Genomic DNA, 23,897 nt, shown 5'->3' with positions numbered 1-23,897 from the left:
TAATCCAATAATTTAGCACTTTTGGTTGCAGTATTTTTTTAAAAGGTACGTTTATTAACAGTTGCCATTACTATGTATAAAAAGTTTAAAATAATTTTACAGCAGCTAATTAAAAGTAATGAGTTACATTTTTTAAGTTTATAACTGCATTTGGTCAATAAGGCTTTATAATAACGTTTTTATTCTTCTAAGAGCATAAACGTTGTTTGAATATCAGTTAAAGCGCAGCACAAGGCGTAAAACGGTCGCAATTAAAGTTAGTAAAAAGGTAGTAACCGTATACGCACCTATGCATGTGTCTAAAACAAGTATTGAGCAATGGCTAAAAATCAAGCAAGCGTGGGTAGACCTTCAGCTAAATAAGCAGCTTAACTTTATTGATAAGCAGCAGCGGCCATTAAAACAATGCCAAGTTTTGATTTTTGAAAAGCCACATACGTTGGTTTTTAAGCAATCAGCAAGCTCTTATGTTGAACAAAGTGATGACGTATTAACGATATACACTTCAACACGGGTGAAAAAGTTATCACAGAAACGCCAACAACTGCTTTGCCAAGCTTTAGAGGAAAAACTGGCAGCATATATAGAGATGCGATTAGCTTATTATTGTCAGCTTATGACAGAGGCTTTACCTACAAAATTGACGTTTGGGGCTTATAAGCGAAAGTGGGGAAGTTGCAACTCTCGTCGAGAGCTCACATTTAGTTTAAATTTGATTGGTGCACCAACACACGTTATAGACTATGTCATTGTGCATGAACTTGCCCACTTGAAGTATCATAATCACAGCGCGGCGTTTTGGAGCAGAGTAGGTAAATTTTATCCAGATTATAAATCTGCATCAGCGTGGTTAAAGCAAAATGGTGCCAGTTTACAATGGGAGTTTGATAATTAGATTTAAAATAGAATTAACTAGAAAAGAAAGTAGAAGTGGTGGAGGGAGCTGGATTCGAACCAGCGAAGGCTGAGCCGTCAGATTTACAGTCTGATCCCTTTGGCCGCTCGGGAACCCCTCCACACTATTTTGTTACATTTGGCCCCACTTAACTTAGCGGTAAGAAAAGTGGTGGAGGGAGCTGGATTCGAACCAGCGAAGGCTGAGCCGTCAGATTTACAGTCTGATCCCTTTGGCCGCTCGGGAACCCCTCCAATGCAACGGCGCTGATAATAGCAAACTGCGTATTTAAGTAAAGAAAAAAGCTAAAGAAAATTGAAATAAAGCCGATAAATATCTACCAGTTACCATAATCGGCTAAAGACTATGCAAATCGATGATTTGTTAATCACAGAGAGTCAGCTTAAGACTAGATTAAATAAAAGTGTGCACGAAAATCGTAGAGGCGAGTTTTCACTTTTACTAGCTATGCTGTCGCATGACGCATTGGATTTTAGTGAATTTCACTTACCAAAAAGTGAAATGCATAATGATTACACAGACGAAGAGACATTAAGAAAACGCTTTGGTGCAGGCCCTAAGCAACTACTAGCTCCTGAACAGTTTGATATGTTAATTGGGCAAACACACTCATCAACTATTTATGAGCAGGGCGTAGCTACGGGAATGAAAAATATTAAGCTTACTCAGTACTTAAACCCAGAGCCGCTTGCAATTAGAGATGATAAAACGCATATCCCGTTAACGATAATTGATAACTGTGAATTATCGGTGCGAAGGCGTATTGCGAAAAAGCACACGGATTTAACGAATCCGCAAATGGATGCTGCTGCTTTTTACGATGATTTAAATAATGACGCAGTCCATAAGCCTTTATTACTTGCCAGTGCATAATGTTGGTTTGAGAAAATAGTATATATTCACTAAAAAATTAATTCATTCCATCTATGTTAATACCGTTTAATAGAACAATTCCCTTTTTTGTTTAAAAAAATCATCCACAAATTAAATGCAATTGCTATAATGGCTGCAAATGGTATGACTTGAGTGCCATTATCATTAAATCAAGGTAATTAGGAACGTAATGAAGAAAACATTCACGCTAAATCATGAGAAAATCAAATACCCTCGTATGGTTGATGCTGCAAAGCATGAAGTGAAAAAATATTTGAAAAGAGAGCGCAATAAAACGCTACCTGTTGAAGCTGATTACTGGGCGTTTGACTGTAAATTTGGTACTAACGCTGATGATGCAGAAGTTGTTCATGTGGCTGAAATTAACAACAAAATTAGTGAAGTTGAAAAGCAAGAGCTAACTTCATTCTATGTTGAAATTTTAGCTAGACCAGCACAGCGTGAATCGTTCGATCTAGATGATGATGAGTAAATAGCTAATAGCTGTTACTGAAAATGGACCTTAATGGTCCATTTTTGTTTTAATAAGCAAGCTTAAGTGGCAGCTTACAGGCTGTGACATTTCTTATATTTTTTACCACTGCCGCATGGGCAGTTGTCATTTCTTCCTACTTTTATATCCGCAACTGGGTTTATTACCCCGTCAAGATATCGCCATTGACTATTCTCTTTCACAAAATCAGATTTTTCATTTAGTTCGCAATATAAATTTTGGTAAAAGTAATTTGCTTTAAATTCCACGTAGCCTTTGTGTGCGTCGTAGTGTGTATCGTTTACGGTGAGTTTTACAAACCGACAGCTATCGGCAAATTCTTTTATTTCTTTTACTGGGTTTTCGGCCTGCTTTTCTTGTGCGTAAGTTTTGTATACATAAGATGCTTTTTTTAATGCATATGCACAAAAGCGTGAGCGCATTAGTTGCTCAGGTGTATCGGGTATTTTTAAATCTAAATGATAGGGCTCGCAACAGTCTCCATAGTTAAGCTGACTGTTGCATGGGCAAGTACTTGTACTGGTTACACTCATAAAATACTAAATAACGTTAGTCAAAAATGTATTTTAACAAGCTTATTGAGTAAGTGATATCGATGCAGTGCTAGTTTTTTTGGTAAAGCAAAATAGCTTAGCACTTCTTTTATTTAGATTGAGCGATAAATTAACAAGTTGTTGTTCGCTTACTATGTCTGTCCAAGTGATAATAGCTGCAAAGTTACCATTATGAAGTGCAGAGTTAAGCACATATTCTAAGTTCACTAAATGCTTTTGTCTTATAACAAGCAGTTTGCTGGTATCTATAGAGCAGCTATCTAGCAAGGCTTTACTTGGTACATGGTCGGGCGCTATTAGTAAGGTCCACGCGTTTGAGCTATTGTATTGGTGCAACACTTTAAGCATCTCAAATGTCGCAGAAATTTCATCTTCTACTTTAATTAAGTTTACTGACTCGCTTTCATCATGTTGTTGGTAGCTTTTAACGGTTCTTACGGTAATTGGCTGTAGCATAGGTCTCACTCACTGGGTTTATATACAGTACCCATATACAGTAGTTTATACAGTTGTTGTGTGCAAGTGTTTTTTGTTATTTTTTATACAAGTTTTAATGTTTTGAAACTAAAATTTATAAATAACTGTTATTTTACAATAGTTTATAATTTTATGGTGAAGTGCGAATAACAGCGGTTTTTATAGCACTGTATAGAGTAGAAAAAATGTATACAGTACTTTATTGAGGGTTATACAGTAATTAATGTAGATCTATACAGTATTTGTAACAGCATGCAAAGGTTAATCATTTTTAGGAATTAGGTGAGCAAACTGTATTTGGTGTATTTGTTCATATAAACTGGCAGCATAGCACTGTGCGTCTTTTAAGCGCTTAGTATCTATATACTTTCTTAAATCATCTAATGCGGCAACTGCAGGCTCATATCCCTGGCTGCTGGCTAAACTTAACCACGCAGCAGCATGAAATACACTTTTTGGTACACCTTGGCCTTTAACAAAAAACAAACCTAAGTAAAATTGAGCTCTATTATTTCCAGCCATTGCGGCAAGTCTCATCCATTTCGCAGCCAGTGCAGGTTGGTCATGCTTTAAATAATACAATGCTTTGTTAAGGGTTGTTTGCTCACTGACCCCCTCATTACTTTCACTGCTCTCATTACTAGGCTGTGTTACAAAGTTTAAAATATTATCTAATTGTTGCTCTAAATCTTGTCCGCTAGGCTGAGTCTTTATCATATTTTTTCTTTTTTATAGTTTCTACGTCAACAGTTTAGTATATCGCAAGGTAAAATGTCCTGTTTATACTTAATTTTATGGTAAAATCTCGTCACTTTTTACAACCACAAGTCTATTATGCTCGAAGCTCTATTTAAACTCCGCGAAAATAACTCCAACGTGCGACGCGAAAGTATCGCAGGTATCACCACGTTCATCACTATGGTTTACATTGTCTTTGTAAACCCTGCAATGCTTGCCGAAGCTGGTATGGATCAGGGCGCTGCATTTGTAGCAACGTGTATAGCCGCAGCCATTGGCTGTTTCATCATGGGCTTATGGGCTAATTACCCTCTAGCACTTGCACCAGGTATGGGCCTTAACGCATTTTTTACTTATGGTGTAGTTTTAGGAATGGGTTATAGCTGGCAAGCTGCATTAGGTGCGGTATTTATGTCGGGCTGTATATTCTTAATTTTAAGTTTGTTTAAAGTGAGGGAGTGGATCATAAATGCTATTCCTTTGGTTTTAAAACAAGCTATTGCAACAGGTATCGGCGCTTTTTTAGCACTAATAGCCCTTAAAAATGCAGGTATTATTGTTTCAAGCCCTGCTACATTAGTGCAGCTTGGTGACATTACCTCTGCAGGCCCTTTGTTAGCTATTTTAAGTTTTTTCGTCATTGCAGCATTACTTTATCGCGATATTAAAAGTGGTGTACTTATTAGTATTCTACTCGTTACAGGGATTGCCTTGAGTTTAGGCTTAGTTGAGTACCACGGTGTTGTTTCTATGCCACCATCAATTTTACCTACTTTTATGCAACTTGATTTTGCCGCAGCGCTTGAGCTGTCAATGTTAAGTGTTATTTTTGCATTTTTGTTTGTTGATTTGTTTGATACATCGGGCACGTTAGTGGCTGTTACCCAAAAAGCCGGCTTAGCAGATGAAAAAGGCAATATGCCTCGCTTAGGTCGTGCTCTAAGTGCCGATAGTACCGCCACTATTGCAGGTGCAATGTTGGGTACTTCTACAACTACTTCTTACATTGAGTCTGTAGCGGGCGTATCTGTGGGTGGTCGTACAGGTTTAACTGCGGTAGTTGTAGGTATTTGCTTTTTGTTAATGATGTTTTTTGCACCACTTGCACAAATGGTGCCTGCGTATGCAACCGCTGGGGCAATTTTATATGTTGCTGTGTTAATGTTGCAAAATCTAAAGTTTGTAAATTGGGATGATATGAGTGATGCAATACCAGTTAGTGTTGTGTTGTTAATGACCCCACTTACATTCTCTATTGCACATGGTATTGCACTTGGCTTTATTTCGTATACTGCTGTTAAAGTATTGTGTGGTAAGCGCGATCAGGTAAGTGTGAGCGTGTGGATTTTAACGTCGTTATTTATCATTAAGTTCGCATTTTTATCTTAAACAAGATACCAGCTAACTGACATAAAAAAGCCCATACGTAGTGTATGGGCTTTTTTGTATTTTGATTTTACCACTTCTTTTTCGGGGCAAATAATACGTCTAAATCGTCTTGCTCTGCCTCTGCTTTTTTCTTAAGTGCTGTGGCGTTTGATGCTTTTAGCTCTGTGCTAATTTCTTCTAAGTACGATTCAACTTCTTGGCGTTTGGCATTTACGTATTCATCAGAGTATGTAACTGCGCTTAATGTTGCATATGCTTTTTCGAAGTATTGTCTTGCAGAACCAACCATACTTGCTGAGCGTGCAGATAAACCACGTTTAATTTGGCTTTCAATATTTATCCGTAGCTGTAATTTTTCAAGTCGTTTATCTTCGCCACCAAATACTTGGCTATCTACTCGGCCTTTACTGTGCTCTGAGCGTAAAATAACTCTCAGTTTTTTAATTCCTTGAATTAACGCTACAAGTTGCTTGTCGTTACTTGGCAAAGAGAGGTTATCACTGTTATTACCTTGCACAGGGTTACTAAGCTGCTCTTTGGATTCATTCATTCTGTTTTTTAATGCTTTAGAATTAGGTGAATGGTTTACCATTGAGCTTAACGCTTCATAAGAGCGGCGCTGTAAAACACGTATAATATTTTCAGAAAGCGGGATATTAGCACTGTTCATAAGCGCTTCTTCAGTTTCTTCTATTATCGCTTTTTGTTTTGTTAGTTCTTTGCGACGTTCTGTTTCTTGTTTTTCTTTATGCTGTTGCACAGCGCTTACCCATAGTGCAATCACAATGAGTGCGACTATAAGCACAATTATAATCGAAACGATCATGGCTTAATTCTCGGATTCATAATCTATTTTTTTATATTACATCAAATATATGGTTACAGGGTAGCTTTGCGCTGATTAACTTAAAAATATGTTAAAAATTAGATATAAGAATAATGTATTATAAGTTGAACCTGAATAAACATCGCTACCTGAAGCGAATTTATTATGCTAGCCTTAGCGTCTAAATAATGTAGGTAGAAGCATCCACATAGGCAAGTATTATGTAAATTAAACTTGGTTTTATGGCTTACTACCTTCATATCAGCCTAATAACAACGTTAAAACTGCAACCATGAAATTACAACAACTTAGATACATAGTAGAAGTTCAAAATCATAAGCTAAACGTATCAGCTACCGCTGAGAGTTTATTTACCTCACAGCCTGGTATATCTAAGCAAGTTCGCATGCTAGAAGATGAGTTAGGTGTTCAAATTTTTGGCCGCAGTGGAAAGCATTTAACGCATGTTACAGGGGCCGGTGAAGAAATAATAAATATTTCGCGCGAAATCCTTTCTAAAGTAGAGGGCATTAAAGCCGTTGCTAACGAGCATACTTTACCTGATCAGGGTAAGCTTAATATTGCCACTACGCATACTCAAGCCCGCTATGCACTGCCAAGTGTGATTCAGGGGTTTATGAAAAAATACCCAGCGGTGTCACTACACATGCATCAAGGTACACCTCAGCAAATTTCGGATGCAGCAGCGCGGGGCGATGCTGATTTTGCGATTGCTACAGAAGCGCTGCATTTATATTCAGATTTGGTTATGCTGCCTTGCTATCATTGGAATCGCAGTATTGTGGTGGCAAAAGACCACCCATTAGCACAAAAAGCAGATAGCTTGTCGGTGGCAGATATAGCGCAGTACCCACTTATTACTTATGTATTTGGTTTTACTGGGCGCTCGGAGCTTGATAAAGCATTTAATGCTCATGGCTTAGAGCCACATATAGTATTTACTGCAACCGATGCCGATGTAATTAAAACTTATGTTCGCCTAGGGCTAGGGGTTGGTGTAGTTGCTTCAATGGCGGTAGATCAGTTAAGCGATACCGACTTAGTGTGCATTGACGCAAGCCATTTATTTGAAGCCAGTACAACTAAAATTGGCTTTAGAAAAGGCAGCTTTTTACGTACTTATATGTATGACTTTATTGAGCGTTTTGCACCGCATTTAACCAAAGAGCGCGTAGAGCGTGCAAGCTTATTACGAAATCAAGAAGATGTTGATGCGTTATTTGCCGACATTGAACTGCCGGTAAAATAGTAAGGCCCTAATTATATAAATACAAAAAAACCGCGTAGTTAAAAACTACGCGGTTTTTTTGTTTATAGCGCTTTATTAACATTCAATAATGTTTACCGCTAGGCCACCGCGTGCAGTTTCTTTGTATTTAGTTTTCATGTCGTTCCCGGTGTCGAGCATGGTTTTAATTACTTTATCGAGCGATACTTTTTGCTCACCACTGCCACGAATAGCTAAACGAGAGGCATTAATGGCTTTAATTGCGCCCATTGCGTTACGTTCAATACACGGTACTTGAACTAAACCGCCAACAGGGTCGCAGGTAAGCCCTAAGTTATGCTCCATACCAATTTCGGCAGCGTTTTCAACATGCACTACATTACCACCAACAATTTCGGTAAGGGCACCTGCAGCCATAGAGCACGCAACACCTACTTCGCCTTGGCAACCTACTTCAGCACCTGAAATAGAAGCATTCTTTTTATATAAAATACCAATAGCCGCAGCGGTTAATAAGTAGCGGGTAGCAATATCGCGGTCTACTTCTTTAATAAATGTATGGTAGTACATTAGCACGGCAGGCAGTATTCCCGCAGCGCCATTGGTTGGGGCTGTTACAACGCGTCCACCAGCTGCGTTTTCTTCGTTTACGGCAAGGGCAAATAAATCAACCCAGTCCATCGCACGCAGTGGGTCGTTACTTACTTCTACATTAAGTTTTAAGTACAAGCTTGGCGCACGGCGTTTTACTTTTAAGCCACCGGGTAATATGCCTTCTGTGCGCATTCCGCGTTCTATACAGGCTTTCATTACTTGCCAAATATTAAATAGCTCGTCTTTAATGTCATCTTCTTTTCGTAGGGTTTTTTCGTTGTGCATCATTAATGTAGATACACTAAAGCCTGACTCTTTACACAGCTCTAATAAATCTTTGGCACTTTCAAAAGGATACGGTGCTGGGTTTTGTTCACGTATATCAAGCGCTGCTTGTTTTTCGTTTTCAAACTCTTCGTCGGTTACTATAAAGCCGCCACCAATCGAGTAGTACACTTTGCTATATACTTTTTCGCCATTATGAGATGCAATAATTTCCATTGCATTTGAATGCTTAGGTAGGGTTTTACGACGATGAAATACAATCGCGCCTTGTTTAGGAAAATTCGCTTTATGAGTTTGGTTTAGGTATATCACTTGCTCTTTTTCGATAGTGGCAAGGATATCGTCAACTAAATCGGCATCGATTGTTTCTGGGTCGTATCCGGCAAGCCCTAATATAACGGCTTTACCAGATCCGTGGCCAACACCGGTTTGGCCTAGTGAGCCATAAAGCTCTACTTTTATATCGGTAACGCGTGATAATAATTGTTGCTCTTGTAGGTCATTAACAAATAAACGCGAGGCGCGCATTGGGCCAACAGTATGTGACGACGATGGGCCAATACCAATGCTAAACATATCAAATGCACTGATCATATATGGGTCTCTACTTTATCTACTCAGCTAGAAAGCTGTTCTTTGAACGGTCGAGTATCATAACGTTAATTACTAATTATGTAACTATTTGGAAGTAAGTTTTAAACTGGTAGGGCAAGCTGTTTTGTAAAGTTTTTTATAATGCTGGCCGTCGCCCCCCACAGTAACCCATGAGGTGTACTAAACCCCTGTAGGGTAATAGTTTTACCAAAGCGTTGAAAAGGCAATGGCTGCCAATTATCTGCTTTACTTAGTTCAGTCAGTGAGAGCAAAAAACTAGCCTGAACTTCGTTGTAGTCGTTCTTCCACAGTGTGTTTTTATCAAGCAAGCCAACAAAAGGGCTGATGCTAAAACCTGTAAGCGTAGAGTATTGTGGCAGTTGGCCCAGCACTGTTACATTACTTGGCGCTATATTAAGCTCTTCGTGAAGTTCTCGAATCGCTGTGGTGCGCAGGTGTTTATCGTTTTGCTCAAACTTACCACCTGGCAAACAAATTTCACCAGGGTGATGGTGTAAGTAAGTAGGGCGCTTACACAATAAAATATGTGCGTGATTATCAATATCAATAATAGGCAGCATAACGGCACTTGCGCGTTTTTTACGGGTATCTTTTATTTGATTTGGCGCAGCTGTAGGGCTTAACTGAAACCGCGCCATAATGTGTTCACTATTCAAAGCGACCTACTGTGTTAATAAAGGAAGTATTTTATTCACTTTATCGTATGTTTCTTGGTATTCCAATTCGACTTTAGAATCAGCCACAATACCACCACCGGCCCAGCAGTAAATCTGCTGGTTATGGCACACTAAAGTGCGAATTGTGATGCTGGTATCCATATTGCCACAGGCACTTAAATAACCAATTGAACCACAGTAAATACTGCGGCGGTGGGGCTCAAGTTCTTCAATTATTTCCATGGCTCTAATTTTGGGTGCGCCGGTAATTGAGCCGCCTGGAAAAGCCGCTTCAAGTTGATCAACCGCCGTTTTACCCTCTTCAAGTTCTGCGGTTACTGTGCTTACTAAATGATGCACGGCAGGAAAGCTTTCAATGGCAAATAATGAGGGTACTTTTACAGAGCCTGGCTTGGCTACTTTACCTAAATCGTTGCGCAATAAATCAACTATCATGACATTTTCAGCGCGATCTTTAGTGGAGCTTGCAAGTGCTCTAGCTTGTTGCTGATCGGCTATTGCATCGGCCATGCGTGGCAAAGTGCCTTTAATCGGCTTGGTTTCAACAATATTGTTATTAACGGCAATAAAACGCTCTGGCGAGATTGATAATATTGCCCCGCGGGGATGGTTTATAAAGCTAGAAAAAGGTGCTTTATTAGCATCGCGTAATTTTTTATATGCTTGCCACGGGCTGCCTTTAAAACCGGCATTAAAACGCTGGGCTAAATTAATTTGATAGCAATCACCACTTTTAAGATAAGCATTTATATGTGCAAACTTTTTGGCATATGTTTGCTCACTCATGTTTGATTGCCAATCGGTGGTGAGCGCAAAGTCAGTGTTGTTAACTTTTTCAGCTAAATGTTGCTCATACAGCGCTAAGCGATTCACCTTTGGCTGCGATACATAAAACCAGCTTTGTAGGTGCTTATCATATATAAGTGCATCAACATACAACCCAACGGCCATTTGTGGAAGAGTGATATCGTGGGCAGCTGTAGTAGGGATGTTTTCAATAATACGCCCTAAATCGTAGCCAAAATAACCAAGCCAACCACCATTGAAGGGTAAGTTATTCGCTGCCTTTTGTGAGCTGAGCTTATTTAGCTCAGCGTTCATGATACTAAATGGGCTTCGCGCGTCAGGCTGTTGATTTAAAAAACTTTGATTGTTATCAACTTCTAAAATGCTACTTGGTTCTATTGCAATAATATCAAAGCGACTATTTATGTGCTCGCTATTAGCTGAGTCTAGTAATACGGCATAGGGTAAATGCGCAAAATGCGCGAAAACATCAATGCAGTTTTGTGTTATGGCTAATTTTACACAATTTTTTTCATTGTTTAGCATTTACTGCCCCTTTAAGAACTGGCTCGAAACGGGCTGGGAGGGTATCATAAGTCAAATTTTTTTGGCAGCGTTTAGTATCAAATCAACGTTGTAATTAAAACAGTGCAAACCACCGTCACCGGTTTGGTATAGATTACGCTAAAGCGTAACGCTAACTTAAGGAACCATTATGAGTACAATCCGTCAGCAAGACTTTATTGATAGCATTGAAGATGCGTTGCAATATATTTCCTTTTATCATCCTCTTGATTTTGTTCAAGCGCTAGAAAAAGCCTACAACAAAGAACAAAGTAAAGCGGCAAAAGATGCAATTGCTCAAATTTTAATTAACTCGCGTATGTCGGCTGAAGGCAAGCGTCCATTGTGTCAAGATACAGGTATTATTACCTGTTTTGTAAAAGTAGGTATGGATGTTAAGTGGGATAAAACTGATTTAACCGTACAACAAATGGTTGATGAAGGTACGCGTCGTGCGTATTTAAATCCAGATAACCCACTGCGTGCTTCTATTGTTGCAGATCCTGCAGGCACACGTAAAAACACCAAAGACAATACCCCTTCAGTTGTACACATTGATTTAGTGGCGGGCGGTGAAGTAGAAGTAATGGTGGCTGCTAAAGGCGGTGGCTCGGAAAATAAAAGTAAAATGGTGATGTTAAACCCATCAGATGATGTAGCTGCATGGGTAGAAAAAACCCTGCCTACTATGGGCGCTGGTTGGTGTCCGCCGGGCATGCTAGGCATAGGTATTGGTGGAACAGCTGAAAAAGCAGCGGTAATGGCAAAAGAGTCGCTAATGGATCCGGTAGACATTCATGAGCTAATGGAGCGCGGCGCAGAAACAACAGAAGAAAAACTACGCTTAGAAATTTTTGAACGTGCTAATAAATTAGGTATTGGCGCACAAGGCCTTGGTGGTTTAACTACGGTTGTGGATATTAAAGTTAAAACGGCACCAACGCATGCGGCTTCAAAGCCTGTTGTAATGATCCCTAACTGTGCTGCAACTCGCCACGTACACTTTACCTTAGATGGCTCAGGCCCTGCAGATTTAAAAGCGCCGAAGCTTGAAGATTGGCCAGAAGTAACATTTGAAGTAGGCGAGGGCACTCGCCGCGTTAATTTAGATACGTTAACCAAAGAAGACACACGTGAGTGGAAAATGGGTGAAACCGTTTTACTTTCAGGCACAATTTTAACGGGTCGTGATGCTGCGCATAAACGTCTACAAGACATGATTAACTCTGGTGAAGGTTTACCTGAGGGCGTAGATTTTGATAACAAGTTTATTTATTACGTAGGCCCGGTAGATGCAGTTGGTGATGAAGCTGTAGGCCCTGCAGGCCCAACTACAGCAACACGTATGGATAAATTTACCGATATGATGTTAGAAAAAACTGGCATTGTAGGCATGATTGGTAAAGCTGAACGTGGACCTGCGACGGTTGAGTCTATTAAAGAGCATAAATCAGTTTACTTAATGGCTGTAGGCGGCGCGGCTTACTTAGTGTCAAAAGCAATTAAAAAAGCACGTGTTGTAGCCTTTGAAGATTTAGGTATGGAAGCAATTTACGAGTTTGAAGTTGAAGATATGCCAGTAACCGTTGCAGTTGATAGCGAAGGTGCTAACGCACACACGCAAGGTCCTGCAATTTGGAAAGCAAAAATTGAAGAGCTAGACGGTAAGCTTAAATAAAGCCTTACGTAATCTAAATACAAAGCGAGCTTAGGCTCGCTTTTTTATTTTTTATTTATGAAATATTTAAATAGCGCTAATTTAGCCTTCAAATAAACACCTCAGACCAGTTGTGGTAAATCTGCTTTTTTCTTTATAAACCTATACACTGTGCGCCTTTGCTGGGAGCGGAGCTGTGTAATACAAGGTTTACACTTGGTGTTACTTTTACGTTCACGTAAACTCGAGAGGCCTTTTTTATGGTGCTGTTAGTTTTAACTTTAACTTTTTTGCCAATTGTTGAATTTTATATCCATATTTTATTGCTATTTAGATTTATTAATTCACAAGGTTAGGTTTTTACAGGTTTAACTTCTCATTATGTGGCACGCTTAAAAGTGAAGTGGTAAAGTTTCGTCAATTTCCAGCGCTCATCCCTCTCACGGGTAAACTATTTTGGAGTAATAACAGTGGCTGTGTTTAATCAAGCTGAATTTGATAACCACGAACAAGTGGTTTTTTGTTCTGACGAAGAGTCAGGTTTAAAAGCAATTATTGCTGTACACAATACTAACCTTGGCCCTGCGGTTGGCGGTTGTAGAATGTGGGATTATGCAAAAGATGAAGACGCAGTATACGATGTACTGCGTTTATCTAAGGGCATGACCTACAAAAATGCGGTAGCACGTTTACCATTTGGTGGTGGTAAATCAGTTATTATTGGTGATGCAAAAAAAATTAAGTCTGAGCAGTTATTCCGTGCTTTTGGACGCCAATTAGAGCGATTAAATGGCAGTTACTATTCAGCTGAAGATGTGAACATTACCTGTGATGATGTGGCATTAATGAATAAAGAAACAAACTATGTGCTAGGCCTTGAAGGTAAAAGCGGTAACCCGTCACCTTTTACTGCATATGGTACATTTTTAGGTATAAAAGCGGCGTTACAGCACCAGCGCGGTCATCAAGATTTTTCGGGCATTAAAGTGGCTGTGCAAGGCTTAGGTGCTGTTGCCTATGGTTTATGTAAACACCTAGCTGAAGCTGGCGCGCAATTGTTTGTGACAGATATAAACCAAGCTGCTATTGAGCGTGTAGTTAATGACTTTGGTGCAACACCGGTAGGCATTGATGAAATATATGACCTTGATGTTGATGTGTACGCCCCTTGTGCACTTGGCGCAACGGTTAACGATGAAACTATACCACGCCTTAAAGCAACGATTATTGCAGGTTGTGCAAATAATCAATTAGCACAATCTCGCCACGGGGAAGTTATACGTGAAAAAGGGGTTTTATATGCACCTGATTACGTTATAAATGCTGGTGGCATAATAAACGTTTATTACGAAACAGCACCTGAAGGTTACAATGCTGTGGCTTCTAATAAGCATGTTGAAGGCATATACGATACGCTAACTGAAATTTTTGCGCGTAGTGAAAAAGAGCAAAAATCAACGCATTTAATTGCTGATGAGCTAGCTCAAGAGATTATTAAAAACGGCCTTTAATTTAGCTGTATTATTTATAAAAAGGCGTACTTTGGTACGCCTTTTTTGTTTATACTTTATGGCGTTAACTTCAACCGTATGGATAATATGACTAATAAAAACGCTTTAATGCAGCCAATTGATTTTGATACTTGGCCTCGCAAGCAACACTTTGAATTATTTAAAAATTTTACTCAGCCATATTTTAATGTATGTGTAACGCTTAATGCTCAGCGTTTATTTGAGTATTGCCAACAACATAACCGCTCTTTTTTTCAAGCTTATGTATATGCAACCCTTAAAGCTTGCCATCAATATTCTCCTATTATGCTAAGGGTGATTGATAATAAGCCATGGTTATTGACTAGCGTAAGAGCCAGTGTAGTTGAGCTTAGCGAGGACGACTCGTTTATATTTAGTTATTTTAATCACTCACCAACGTTTACTGAATTTTCATCGCGTGCCACAAAGGTGAGTAAAGCAGCTAAATCTCAGCCTTTATTTTCAGATGCGTTTAATCAAACTGAAGGCCAAGCTGATCTCGTTCATATATCAGTATTACCTTGGCTTAACTTTTCTAGCTTTTCGCATGCATTTAGCGAAGGGGAGAGTTTAGGCATCCCTAAATTAGTATTTGGCCAATACGATAAATCGACCGGTTTGATGCCGTTATCAATCGATGTGCATCACTCGTTAATGGACGGCTTACACGTAGCAAAGTTTATAAACGTTTTACAAAATAATATAAATGATTTTTGTAAAGAATAATTAAATATAGTTAATGCAATGTATTTAATTGCTGTGGTAATATTTTCAGTTAAATAGACAACTTAAGTAAATCTGTAATGATTTACTTATACGCTTACTTAACTAGGGCATGTTGATCTTTGATGGTTGAATTTGCAGCAGTATGTTTGGTTTTTAGGCAAGGCAGAGCCTATGAAGTGTGGTTATTCCCCATAAATAGGCGATAATGCAGCATAAATGCCAAACATGCGCTGCCCTTCGGGTTCTGCCTAGGGGCGATAAACTCTTTGTTGCCTACATGGATGTAGGTAAGGGGCGTGAGCAGGACGCGGAAGCTTTGCTCGGTTTTTACTTAGCCCACTAGGTTACAAACCTCGCGCTGCGATTTAATCGCCCCTAGATTGAACAAATTTCAATCCGCAAAGATCAACACGCCCTGAGCTTTTGTATTTATTTTATAGGCTTTTTATAAGCATTATAAAAATATTTAGTTAAGTGTTGAGCTTGCAATATTTTAGCGTAAGCAATAAATAAAACGATAATAAGTGCTTATAGGGGCTTAACGCTTTGATTGGCATTGGCACAGTTTTGATGTGGATATGCCAAGATAACGCCCCCCATTTTTTCAATAAGCAGTAAAACCTATACACCCTAGTAAAAGAATAACTAAGGCAAATAATGATGAGACAATTAGGTATTCTGTGTACTTTATTCGTCATGTTTTTATGTGAAGCCCAAGAGCAAAGTCGCTTACCATTGAGTGACTACTTTTCTGAAACATGGAATACGCGCTCGGGTTTACCTCACAATAGCATTAATAGTGTAGCTCAAACGCAAGATGGCTATTTATGGGTGGCAACGTGGGAAGGGTTAGCGCGTTTTAATGGTCAAGAGTTTAAAATATTAACGCGAGCACATATTAATGATTTGCCAGACTCAGGACTTAGGGCTTTAACACCTACGCCAGATGGTGGTTTATACATAGCAGGTTCACGAGGGGGTATTAGCTTATATAACCATAGACAATGGGATACTAAGCGCTCGGCATCGACCATGGTTAATCATTTAATTGAAATTGCAGATAAAAGCCTATGGTTAGCCCTTGAAAATGACGGAGTATTTTACCGCGAAGCCAATAGTAATACTGACCTGCCTATTATTGAAAATGTAAGTGCCTATCGTGTTATTGAAGATAACCAAGGGGTTGTATGGGCTGCAACCAGTGCGGGCCTTTATAAAATAGATAATAAAACTCCTACTCTAATGACCCCAGAGTATGGCCTGCCCAATGCACCTGTTTATAATTTGCTTATAACACGTGGTGGCTCACTGATTGTGGGCAGTGAAAAAGGCGCGTGGATTCAAGCGGGAAATCAATTTAAGCCTATCCATAAAAAACTAACAAATGAGTCTATTTCAAGTTTATTAGAAGATAATCATGGAGATTTATGGTTTGGCACAATTAACAAAGGGGTATTGCGATTATCGCCAGATGGTATAGAGCAACTCGATGCCAATAATGGTTTACCAGCAAACCGCACACTATCGCTGTTACAAGATAGAGAAAATAGTATTTGGATAGGCACTAATGCAGGACTCTTTAGGTTACGTGAATCACCGTTTTCATCCTGGACGCAAAAAAGAGGGTTAGCCGACGATTACACACGAACAGTATTGTCTCATTCTGATGGGAGTTTATGGGCTGGTGGTAGTTCAGGCTTAAATATAATTAAAAATAACCGAGCTCAATTAGTGGCAGGTTCTAAAGAAGGAAGCCCTTATTCGGTTTTAAGTTTATTAGAAGCGCCAAATGGCGATGTGTGGGCTGGCACTTATACATCAGGCGTTTTAAAGGTCAAAGATAATAAATTTATTCCTTATTTAAATCGTAGCAATGGCTTAGGTAGTAACGAAGTAAGAGCACTCCTATTTGATTCTAAAAAACGTTTGTGGATAGGCTCTGCCATGGGGTTAACCCGAGTCAATGAGGATGGAAGCTTAGATCAATTTACTAATGAAAAGGATTTGCCCAGTGGCTTTATTTTAGCTTTAACTGAGGATAAAGCGGGTAATGTTTGGGTTGGTACTGGAAATGGGGTTGTTGTTTTTGACATTATTAGCGAAAAATTTAATACCATAGATTTCACCGAAGGCTTCTCTGCTCAATATGCGTTTGGTTTTTATATAGATGAAACCTATACCTGGATGGCCACAGACCGAGGCTTAGTCCGCTACGAGCTAAGTACTTCAAAAATGGCGATGCTAGGTTTAGAGCAAGGCCTACCAATAGATAAATTATTTCAAATAGTACCAAGCAATGGCTCATTTTGGCTCTCTAGTAACCGCGGTATTATTCAAATTGATAAAGCGCACATACAATCCATACTCAATACACCTAATGGTATTAAACCGCCACCTTTAAATTATCAGCTTTATGATGAAGGCGATGGTATGTTGAGCGCTCAGGCAAATGGTGGCTCTACACCCTCTGCGGTAGCCCATTACGATGGGAGTCTTTGGTTTGCAACAGCTAAGGGCGTCAGTACGGTAAAGCCAGCTCGATTAACCGCCTCCACAGAGATTGCATTACCTACCATTATTGAAAATATTAATGTAGATGGGAAACCTATTGCACTGCCACTTCTGGGGGAGTCAGTATTTATACCTCCAGGTGTTAGCCGCTTGTCTTTTCACTACGCTGGCCTTAGTTTTATTATGCCTCAGCGATTGAACTTTCAAACCCGTTTAGTGGGGTTTAATGATAGTTGGGTTAATCGACAGCATATGACTGGCGCTGAGTACACCAATTTACCGCCAGGTGAATATACTTTTATGGTTAGAGCCAGTTACCCGAATGCGCAGTGGCAAGATAATCAGCAAGTTGTGCATATTGTTATACAGTCGTTTTTTTGGCAAAAAGCACATTTTAAATTTGCAGTATTTGTTTTCTTTTTAATGGTTATTTATGGCATATACAAATACCGTTTATATCATTACAAGCAAATAGAAATAGAGCTAACAAACCGAGTAGAAAAACAAACACAAGACTTACAAACGCAGGCTAATGCATTTGCATACCAAGCAACCCATGATCAGCTAACCGATATGCCTAACAGGCGTGCATTTGATAGTTGGCTTGCACATAATTTTGCAACTTACAAACAACAACAGCGGCCCCTCGCAATTGCTATTTTAGATATAGATCACTTTAAGCGTATAAACGATAACTGGTCACATATTGTAGGTGATAAAGTAATTTGTACGATTGCCACTATTTTAAAAAATGGTTGCCATGAAGACCAACACATTGCACGTTGGGGTGGGGAAGAATTTACTATTGTATTTCCAGATAAAACCGCACTACAGGCTAAAGAAATATGTGAAACGCTACGAAAAAGCATTGAACATTATGATTTTTCAGCTTTTGGTGAAGGGTTAAATGTAACCGCTAGTTTTGGCCTATCGGACTCAACCAGTGTTGGCGATTATGACCGCCTTTTATCTCGCGCAGACCAAGCTTTATACAAAGCAAAAAATAGCGGCCGTAACTGTACAGAAATTATCTAATTGAAAATGAGCTTAAGAGCACATATTAATAAGGGACTAACTTATTTTGGATGTCCCTAATGATAAATGGGCTACTAATTACCGTATTGGCTGTTTTTGTTATTACTTATTGGCGCTGGCCAACAATACAAAACTGGCTTTGGAATAAAAAATATAAAAATGTTGTACTAAATTCTCAGCAAAAAGACATTTTATTGCGCTGTATGCCCATTTATAAAAAAATGACCGATGCCGACAGAGCTAAACTTGAGCGCCATGTAGTGTGGTTTTTAAACGAAAAGCGCTTTTTAGGCCGCGATGGCTTAAAGCTTACCCCCGCCATGAAATTAATTGTTGCCGCCGATGCATGCTTGTTAGTGCTAAACAAACCTTGGCCACTCTATAAAAATGTAAAAGAAGTTCTACTTTACCCGAGTGCGTATTATGCGCCGCAATCAACACGCGATAGTGCAGGGCTTGTTAGTTATCATAACACTGTACGTTTAGGTGAATCATGGCCTGGCGGTACGTTAGTGCTTAGTTGGCATGATGTACTTGAAGGTAATCGTCTTCCTAGTGATGGCCATAACTTAGTGTTTCATGAATTTGCTCATCAGCTTGACCAAGAAACTGGCAAAACTAGCGGCACACCTTTATTAAAAAGTGCTCATGCTTACAAAGAGTGGGCAAGAGTGTTTAGCCGTGCGTTTACTCAATTAAAAAGCCATGTTGCGTATAATATGCCCCATGTAATTCACAGTTATGGGGCAACAAACGAAGCTGAATTTTTTGCTGTGATCACCGAGACTTTTTTAGAAAAACCAAGCGAGCTGCGTCAATACGACCCTGAAATTTACCGCATGCTGGTGGAGTATTATCAATTTGATCCCATTGTTTGGCATTAATTTTTGGCACTTGGTCTGATAACACTGGCATGTTATGCCCGTTTTTGTTGCAATCGTGTTAGAGAATACAACTGCAATAATAACAAGTGAGAAATGGATGAAAAAAATGCTTCACACTGCACTGGCTTTATCAGTGTCATTGGCAATCGGTCACGCGCATGCAAGCGAAGAGCAAGCTAAGTGGCAGGTTGATTCACCCAAAGGGCAATTTGTAGAAGCAACAATTAGCGTACAGCAAGGCACATGGATGAATATTGATGTGAGCCCTGATGGTAAAACATTGGTGTTTGATCTACTTGGCGATATTTACACTATGCCTTTTAGTGGTGGTGAGGCAACTAAACTTACATCGGATATTGCTTGGCAAATGCAACCTCGCTTTAGCCCAGACGGTAAGCACATTGCGTTTACATCGGATCAAGGTGGTGGCGATAATATATGGGTAATGGATATTGATGGTGAAAACCAGCGCGCGGTTACCGATGAAACCTTTAGACTACTCAATAGCCCTGCTTGGAGCCCTGATGGCGACTATTTAGTTGCCCGAAAACACTTTACCGCAAGCCGCTCTTTAGGCGCTGGTGAAGTTTGGCTTTACCATAAAGCGGGTGGGAAAGGCGTACAATTAACTAAGCGTGAAAACGACCAAAAAGATTTAGGTGAACCCATGTTTTCACCTGATGGTCGTTATGTTTATTTTTCCCATGACGCAACGCCTGGTAAAACCTTCCATTATTCAAAGGACTCGGTAGCGGGTATTTATAAAATTAAGCGCTTTGACCGACAAACCGGCGAAATAGAAACAATTATTGAAGGAATGGGCGGTGCAATAAGACCAACGCCTTCACCTGATGGTAAAAAGCTTGCGTATATAAAACGTGACGACTTTCAAACCAGTTTATATCTATACGATTTAACTAGCGGCGAGCACACTAAACTTTACGATAAGCTTGAGCGCGACATGCAAGAAACGTGGGCCATTCATGGTGTTTACCCAACTATTGCATGGACTCCTGATAACGATGAACTGGTATTTTGGGCAGGCGGTACAATTCACAAATTAGCCGTTGATGACAAAACAGTCACCCCAATTGATTTTAAAGTACAAACCACTAAAAAAATTCAAAAGGCAGTACGTTTTACACAAGACTTAGATACCGATGAGTTTGACGTAAAAATGCTGCGTAATGTGCAGGTAAGCCCAGATGGCGAAACCGCTATTTTTGAAGCGCTAGGGTATATTTATAAGCGCGACTTAGAGTCGGGTAAAATTAAGCGCCTAACTAAACAAACCGATCATTATGAGTTATTTCCACAGTACTCCCGTGATGGCAAAAAAATTGTCTATACCACGTGGAATGACAGTACGCAAGGCACTGTACGTGTTGTATCTGCGCGCAGTGGCCGTGGCGATACAATTACAACGCAGCCTGGTAAATACGTAGAGCCTACCTTTAGTCCTAATGGTAAAACAGTCGTTTATCGAAAAGCCACTGGCGGTAGCGTTTTAAACCCTAAGTGGTCACTCAATCCTGGTATTTATAAAGTAAGTACTAAAGGCGGAGAAAGCGAGCTAATAACTAAAAGTGGCTACCAACCTCAATTTGGCAGTAGCAGTGAACGCGTTTTTATAATGAGCCCATGGCCTAAGCCAACTTTAAGTGTTGTTGATCTTGAAAGTAAAAAGGTACGCAAGCTTTATGAGTCAGAGCATGCCACTGAATTTAGAGTCTCTCCAGATGGAAAGTATTTAGCGTTTGCAGAGCGTTTTAAAGTATTTGTTACGCCATTAGTTGAAAGTGGTTCGGTGATTAATATTAGCCCTAAAGATAATAAATTTCCGATAGAGCAGCTATCGGTCCGTGCAGGTGAAAATATAAGCTGGAGTGCTAATAGTAATAAACTGTACTGGAGTTTAGGCCCTGAGCTTTACCATGCAAACCTAGGTGGCATGTTTGCTATAAACAATGCAGACGATACCGATTTTAAAGTTAAAAGTGGCGAAAACATTAGCTTTAGTAAAAAAATGGCTGAGCCAAAAGGTATGATTGCCTTAAAAGGTGCAAAAATTATTACCATGAATGGCGAACAGGTCATTGAAAGTGGCGTAATAATTACCGATGGGAAACATATTAAATCGATTGGTAAAGTGGGTGAAGTTGCTATTCCTAATGATGCGGATGTAATTGATGTTACAGGTAAAACAATTATGCCTGGTATCGTTGATGCACATGCCCATGGCTCTCAAGCAAGTGATGAAATAATTCCACAGCAAAACTGGAAAAACTTTGCAGGTTTAGCGCTCGGTGTTACCACAATTCATGATCCTTCAAACGATACATCAGAGATATTTACCGCCAGCGAAATGCAAAAGGCAGGAATGATTGTAGGGCCGCGAATTTTCTCTACAGGCACGATTTTGTACGGCGCAAATATGCCGGGTTATACATCGCATATTGACTCGTTAGACGATGCTAAATTTCATTTAGAGCGTCTTAAAAAAGTGGGTGCGTTTAGTGTTAAGTCGTATAACCAACCACGCCGCGAACAACGCCAACAAGTGATTGAGGCAGGGCGCGAACTTGAAATGATGATAGTGCCAGAAGGTGGCTCGTTATTACAACATAACTTAAGTATGGTTGTAGATGGCCACACCGGCATTGAACACTCTATTCCTGTTGAGCATATTTACGATGATATAAAACAGCTATGGTCGCAAAGCGATGTAGGTTACACACCAACATTAGTAGTTGCTTACGGTGGTATTTGGGGTGAAAACTATTGGTACGATAAAACTGATGTGTGGAATCATCCGCGTTTAAGTAAATTTGTGCCTAAAAATCAATTATTGCCGCGTTCAATGCGCCGTGTAAAAGCACCCGATCATCACTATAACCACTTTAATAATGCACGCGTTGCGAAAGAGCTGCAAGACCTAGGTGTATTAGTAAATTTAGGTGCGCATGGGCAACGTGAGGGCTTAGGCGCTCACTGGGAAATGTGGATGTTCGCTCAAGGCGGAATGAGCTCCCTAGAAGCTATTAGAGCGTCAACACTCGACCCAGCTAAATATTTAGGGCTTGATAAAAACGTAGGCTCGCTTGAAGTAGGCAAACTTGCCGATTTAATGGTTATTGATGGCGATCCACTTAAGAATATTCGTGACTCAGATAAAGTTGATTATACCATGATTAATGGTCGTTTATTTGATGCAAGTACCATGAACGAAGTGGGTAAAAAGCAGCGTAAAGCGCTTTATTTTGAGTAATACTACTATTTTAATTTAAACATTTACATCATAAAAGCGGCTTAAATAGCCGCTTTTTTACATTAAAATTAAACGCTCAATAAATTGATTGCTAGGCATAGGAAATGTGTTTGTATGCATAACGCGCGCTTGGCAAATAAGCCCCTCTTTTAAAGTAAATAAGGTTTGTGCAATGTCGCTTGCTTTGGCTTTATTATTTTTAAGCTGAGGTGTAGCAACAAGCGCATTCAAAATTAGCTCAATGACACCTTGTTTATGCACTTTACATTGAGCGGCTATTGGGTGCGATTCATTAGGGTATTCAGCTGCGGTATTAATAAAAAAACAGCCATTGAAATTGCCAAGCTCAGGCACTTGGTTATTAAACCATTGGCTTAAACCGAAAAAAAGTGCATTGGCAACGTCAATTGCATTTGGTTTGTCGCAAACTTGTTCTAACCAATTATTAAAATTTTCATCTCGCTTTTTTAAACAAGCAATGATCAGTTCATCTTTACTCTCAAAATGATTATAAAGCGTTTTTTTTGCGACTCCTGATACCGCTAAAATTTCGTTTATGCCCACTGCATGTAGCCCTTTGCTATAAAAAAGGCTTAGCGCTGTATTCACTATTTGTTCTTGCTTGTTCATAAAATACTTTTTTATTCGAGAATAAACTCATCTTGACACGGGGAGACAGACTTGTCTACAATCGTCAGGGTAGACAGATCGGTCTACTTTTGATGTGAGATGACGAGTATGAATATAGAGCGACTTAAGTTTGCCATTATAGCTGGGGTGTTCTCGGTACTATGTATTGGATTTTTGACGTGGTTAAATACACTACAAGATTATGGAATATGGCTAATGGCGCCGTTTGGTGCAACAGCGGTGTTAGTATTTGGTATTCCAAATAGCCCTTTAGCTCATCCTAAGAATGTTATTGTAGGGCATTTTTTAACGGCTTTAGTGGGGGTTATATTTGTAAATTATATTGGCGATAGTACGATTTCAATCGCCATTGCTGTTGGGCTTGCTATTACTTTAATGATACTTACAAACACTGTACATCCGGCAGCAGGGGCTAACCCAATTTTAATTATTACAACGGGGCAAAGCTGGGATTTTTTAATATTCCCCGTGCTTTTAGGCACTAGCTTTATTGTGTTAAGTGCGGTTATAGCTAAGGCATTATTAGCTGGCGTTAAAAATTGTGGGCATAAAAAAACCGCTTAACGCGGTTTTTTT

The 23,897-nt window shown here is 39.6% G+C and carries 20 protein-coding genes and 2 tRNA genes; 12 read left to right on the top strand and 10 right to left on the bottom strand.

The window, feature by feature from the left end; translation table 11 throughout:
- Positions 1-202: 202 nt before the first annotated feature.
- Entirely contained in the window at positions 203-895 is a 693-nt protein-coding gene (locus tag PESP_RS10770; protein ID WP_089348034.1) for a M48 family metallopeptidase, read from the top strand.
- Between the two features lie 36 nt (positions 896-931).
- On the opposite strand, the gene PESP_RS10765 is transcribed toward PESP_RS10770, so the two are convergent.
- Both PESP_RS10765 and PESP_RS10760 read right to left on the bottom strand, forming a co-directional pair.
- Positions 932-1,016, bottom strand: a tRNA-Tyr gene (locus tag PESP_RS10765).
- Between the two features lie 48 nt (positions 1,017-1,064).
- Positions 1,065-1,149: transfer RNA gene (locus PESP_RS10760), tRNA-Tyr, on the bottom strand.
- A 112-nt stretch (positions 1,150-1,261) separates the two neighbouring features.
- On the opposite strand from PESP_RS10760, the gene PESP_RS10755 reads away from it, so the two are divergent.
- Both PESP_RS10755 and PESP_RS10750 read left to right on the top strand, forming a co-directional pair.
- Positions 1,262-1,789 carry a VC2046/SO_2500 family protein gene (locus PESP_RS10755; protein WP_089348033.1) on the top strand — a complete coding sequence of 176 codons (528 nt, stop codon included), beginning with the start codon at positions 1,262-1,264 and terminating at the stop codon, positions 1,787-1,789.
- A gap of 190 nt (positions 1,790-1,979) precedes the next feature.
- Positions 1,980-2,282 carry a DUF6172 family protein gene (locus tag PESP_RS10750; RefSeq protein ID WP_089348032.1) on the top strand — a complete coding sequence of 101 codons (303 nt, stop codon included), beginning with the start codon at positions 1,980-1,982 and terminating at the stop codon, positions 2,280-2,282.
- 74 nt (positions 2,283-2,356) lie between these two features.
- On the opposite strand, the gene PESP_RS10745 is transcribed toward PESP_RS10750, so the two are convergent.
- The 3 genes from PESP_RS10745 to PESP_RS10735 form a co-directional block, all read right to left on the bottom strand.
- Positions 2,357-2,836 carry a YchJ family protein gene (locus tag PESP_RS10745; RefSeq protein ID WP_089348031.1) on the bottom strand — a complete coding sequence of 160 codons (480 nt, stop codon included), beginning with the start codon at positions 2,834-2,836 and terminating at the stop codon, positions 2,357-2,359.
- A gap of 42 nt (positions 2,837-2,878) precedes the next feature.
- Positions 2,879-3,313, bottom strand: a complete 435-nt coding sequence (locus PESP_RS10740; protein ID WP_089348030.1) for a SulA-like leucine-rich domain-containing protein — start codon at positions 3,311-3,313, stop codon at positions 2,879-2,881.
- Between the two features lie 282 nt (positions 3,314-3,595).
- Complete coding sequence (locus tag PESP_RS10735; RefSeq protein ID WP_089348029.1) at positions 3,596-4,051, bottom strand: tetratricopeptide repeat protein; 456 nt, start codon at positions 4,049-4,051, stop codon at positions 3,596-3,598.
- Between the two features lie 117 nt (positions 4,052-4,168).
- Between PESP_RS10735 and PESP_RS10730 the strand changes: the two genes are divergently transcribed.
- Positions 4,169-5,461: an NCS2 family permease gene (locus PESP_RS10730; protein WP_164504419.1), complete on the top strand. Its 1,293-nt coding sequence runs from the start codon at positions 4,169-4,171 to the stop codon at positions 5,459-5,461.
- Between the two features lie 67 nt (positions 5,462-5,528).
- Here PESP_RS10730 and PESP_RS10725 read toward each other — a convergent pair whose 3' ends face one another.
- Complete coding sequence (locus PESP_RS10725) at positions 5,529-6,287, bottom strand: hypothetical protein (RefSeq protein ID WP_089348028.1); 759 nt, start codon at positions 6,285-6,287, stop codon at positions 5,529-5,531.
- A 292-nt stretch (positions 6,288-6,579) separates the two neighbouring features.
- Between PESP_RS10725 and cysB the strand changes: the two genes are divergently transcribed.
- Positions 6,580-7,557 (top strand): HTH-type transcriptional regulator CysB, encoded by a 978-nt coding sequence (cysB, locus tag PESP_RS10720; protein WP_089348027.1) that lies wholly within the window; start codon positions 6,580-6,582, stop codon positions 7,555-7,557.
- 75 nt (positions 7,558-7,632) lie between these two features.
- On the opposite strand, the gene PESP_RS10715 is transcribed toward cysB, so the two are convergent.
- From PESP_RS10715 to pabB, 3 genes are all read right to left on the bottom strand, one after another.
- On the bottom strand, positions 7,633-9,009 hold the full coding sequence (locus PESP_RS10715) for an L-serine ammonia-lyase (protein WP_089348026.1): 1,377 nt from the start codon (positions 9,007-9,009) through the stop codon (positions 7,633-7,635).
- Between the two features lie 101 nt (positions 9,010-9,110).
- A complete protein-coding gene (locus PESP_RS10710; RefSeq protein WP_164504418.1) occupies positions 9,111-9,686 on the bottom strand; it encodes an NUDIX hydrolase in 576 nt (191 codons plus the stop codon).
- Between the two features lie 6 nt (positions 9,687-9,692).
- A complete protein-coding gene (gene pabB, locus PESP_RS10705) occupies positions 9,693-11,039 on the bottom strand; it encodes an aminodeoxychorismate synthase component I (RefSeq protein WP_089348024.1) in 1,347 nt (448 codons plus the stop codon).
- Between the two features lie 169 nt (positions 11,040-11,208).
- On the opposite strand from pabB, the gene PESP_RS10700 reads away from it, so the two are divergent.
- The 6 genes from PESP_RS10700 to PESP_RS10675 all read left to right on the top strand — a co-directional run bounded on the left by PESP_RS10700 (position 11,209) and on the right by PESP_RS10675 (position 22,670).
- Positions 11,209-12,735 (top strand): fumarate hydratase, encoded by a 1,527-nt coding sequence (locus PESP_RS10700; RefSeq protein WP_004589406.1) that lies wholly within the window; start codon positions 11,209-11,211, stop codon positions 12,733-12,735.
- 449 nt (positions 12,736-13,184) lie between these two features.
- The gene (locus PESP_RS10695) at positions 13,185-14,225 is read left to right on the top strand and encodes a Leu/Phe/Val dehydrogenase (RefSeq protein WP_089348023.1); all 1,041 of its coding nucleotides are present in this window, start codon (positions 13,185-13,187) and stop codon (positions 14,223-14,225) included.
- Between the two features lie 108 nt (positions 14,226-14,333).
- A complete protein-coding gene (locus PESP_RS10690; protein ID WP_089349151.1) occupies positions 14,334-14,972 on the top strand; it encodes a chloramphenicol acetyltransferase in 639 nt (212 codons plus the stop codon).
- Between the two features lie 657 nt (positions 14,973-15,629).
- Positions 15,630-18,518 carry a ligand-binding sensor domain-containing diguanylate cyclase gene (locus PESP_RS10685; protein ID WP_307725822.1) on the top strand — a complete coding sequence of 963 codons (2,889 nt, stop codon included), beginning with the start codon at positions 15,630-15,632 and terminating at the stop codon, positions 18,516-18,518.
- A gap of 59 nt (positions 18,519-18,577) precedes the next feature.
- The gene (locus tag PESP_RS10680) at positions 18,578-19,402 is read left to right on the top strand and encodes a M90 family metallopeptidase (RefSeq protein ID WP_089348021.1); all 825 of its coding nucleotides are present in this window, start codon (positions 18,578-18,580) and stop codon (positions 19,400-19,402) included.
- 97 nt (positions 19,403-19,499) lie between these two features.
- Complete coding sequence (locus tag PESP_RS10675; protein WP_089348020.1) at positions 19,500-22,670, top strand: amidohydrolase family protein; 3,171 nt, start codon at positions 19,500-19,502, stop codon at positions 22,668-22,670.
- Positions 22,671-22,727: 57 nt separating this feature from the next.
- Here the strand turns inward: PESP_RS10675 and PESP_RS10670 are convergent, their stop codons facing one another.
- Complete coding sequence (locus PESP_RS10670; RefSeq protein ID WP_089348019.1) at positions 22,728-23,300, bottom strand: TetR/AcrR family transcriptional regulator; 573 nt, start codon at positions 23,298-23,300, stop codon at positions 22,728-22,730.
- Between the two features lie 108 nt (positions 23,301-23,408).
- Between PESP_RS10670 and PESP_RS10665 the strand changes: the two genes are divergently transcribed.
- On the top strand, positions 23,409-23,885 hold the full coding sequence (locus PESP_RS10665) for an HPP family protein (RefSeq protein WP_089348018.1): 477 nt from the start codon (positions 23,409-23,411) through the stop codon (positions 23,883-23,885).
- Positions 23,886-23,897 lie beyond the last annotated feature (12 nt).

The sequence above is a fragment of the Pseudoalteromonas espejiana DSM 9414 genome, from assembly GCF_002221525.1.
In the GTDB taxonomy this organism is placed as follows: Bacteria; Pseudomonadota; Gammaproteobacteria; order Enterobacterales; family Alteromonadaceae; genus Pseudoalteromonas; species Pseudoalteromonas espejiana.
Note: the sequence above shows the minus strand (reverse complement) of the source record. Positions and strands in the feature narration are given on the sequence as shown.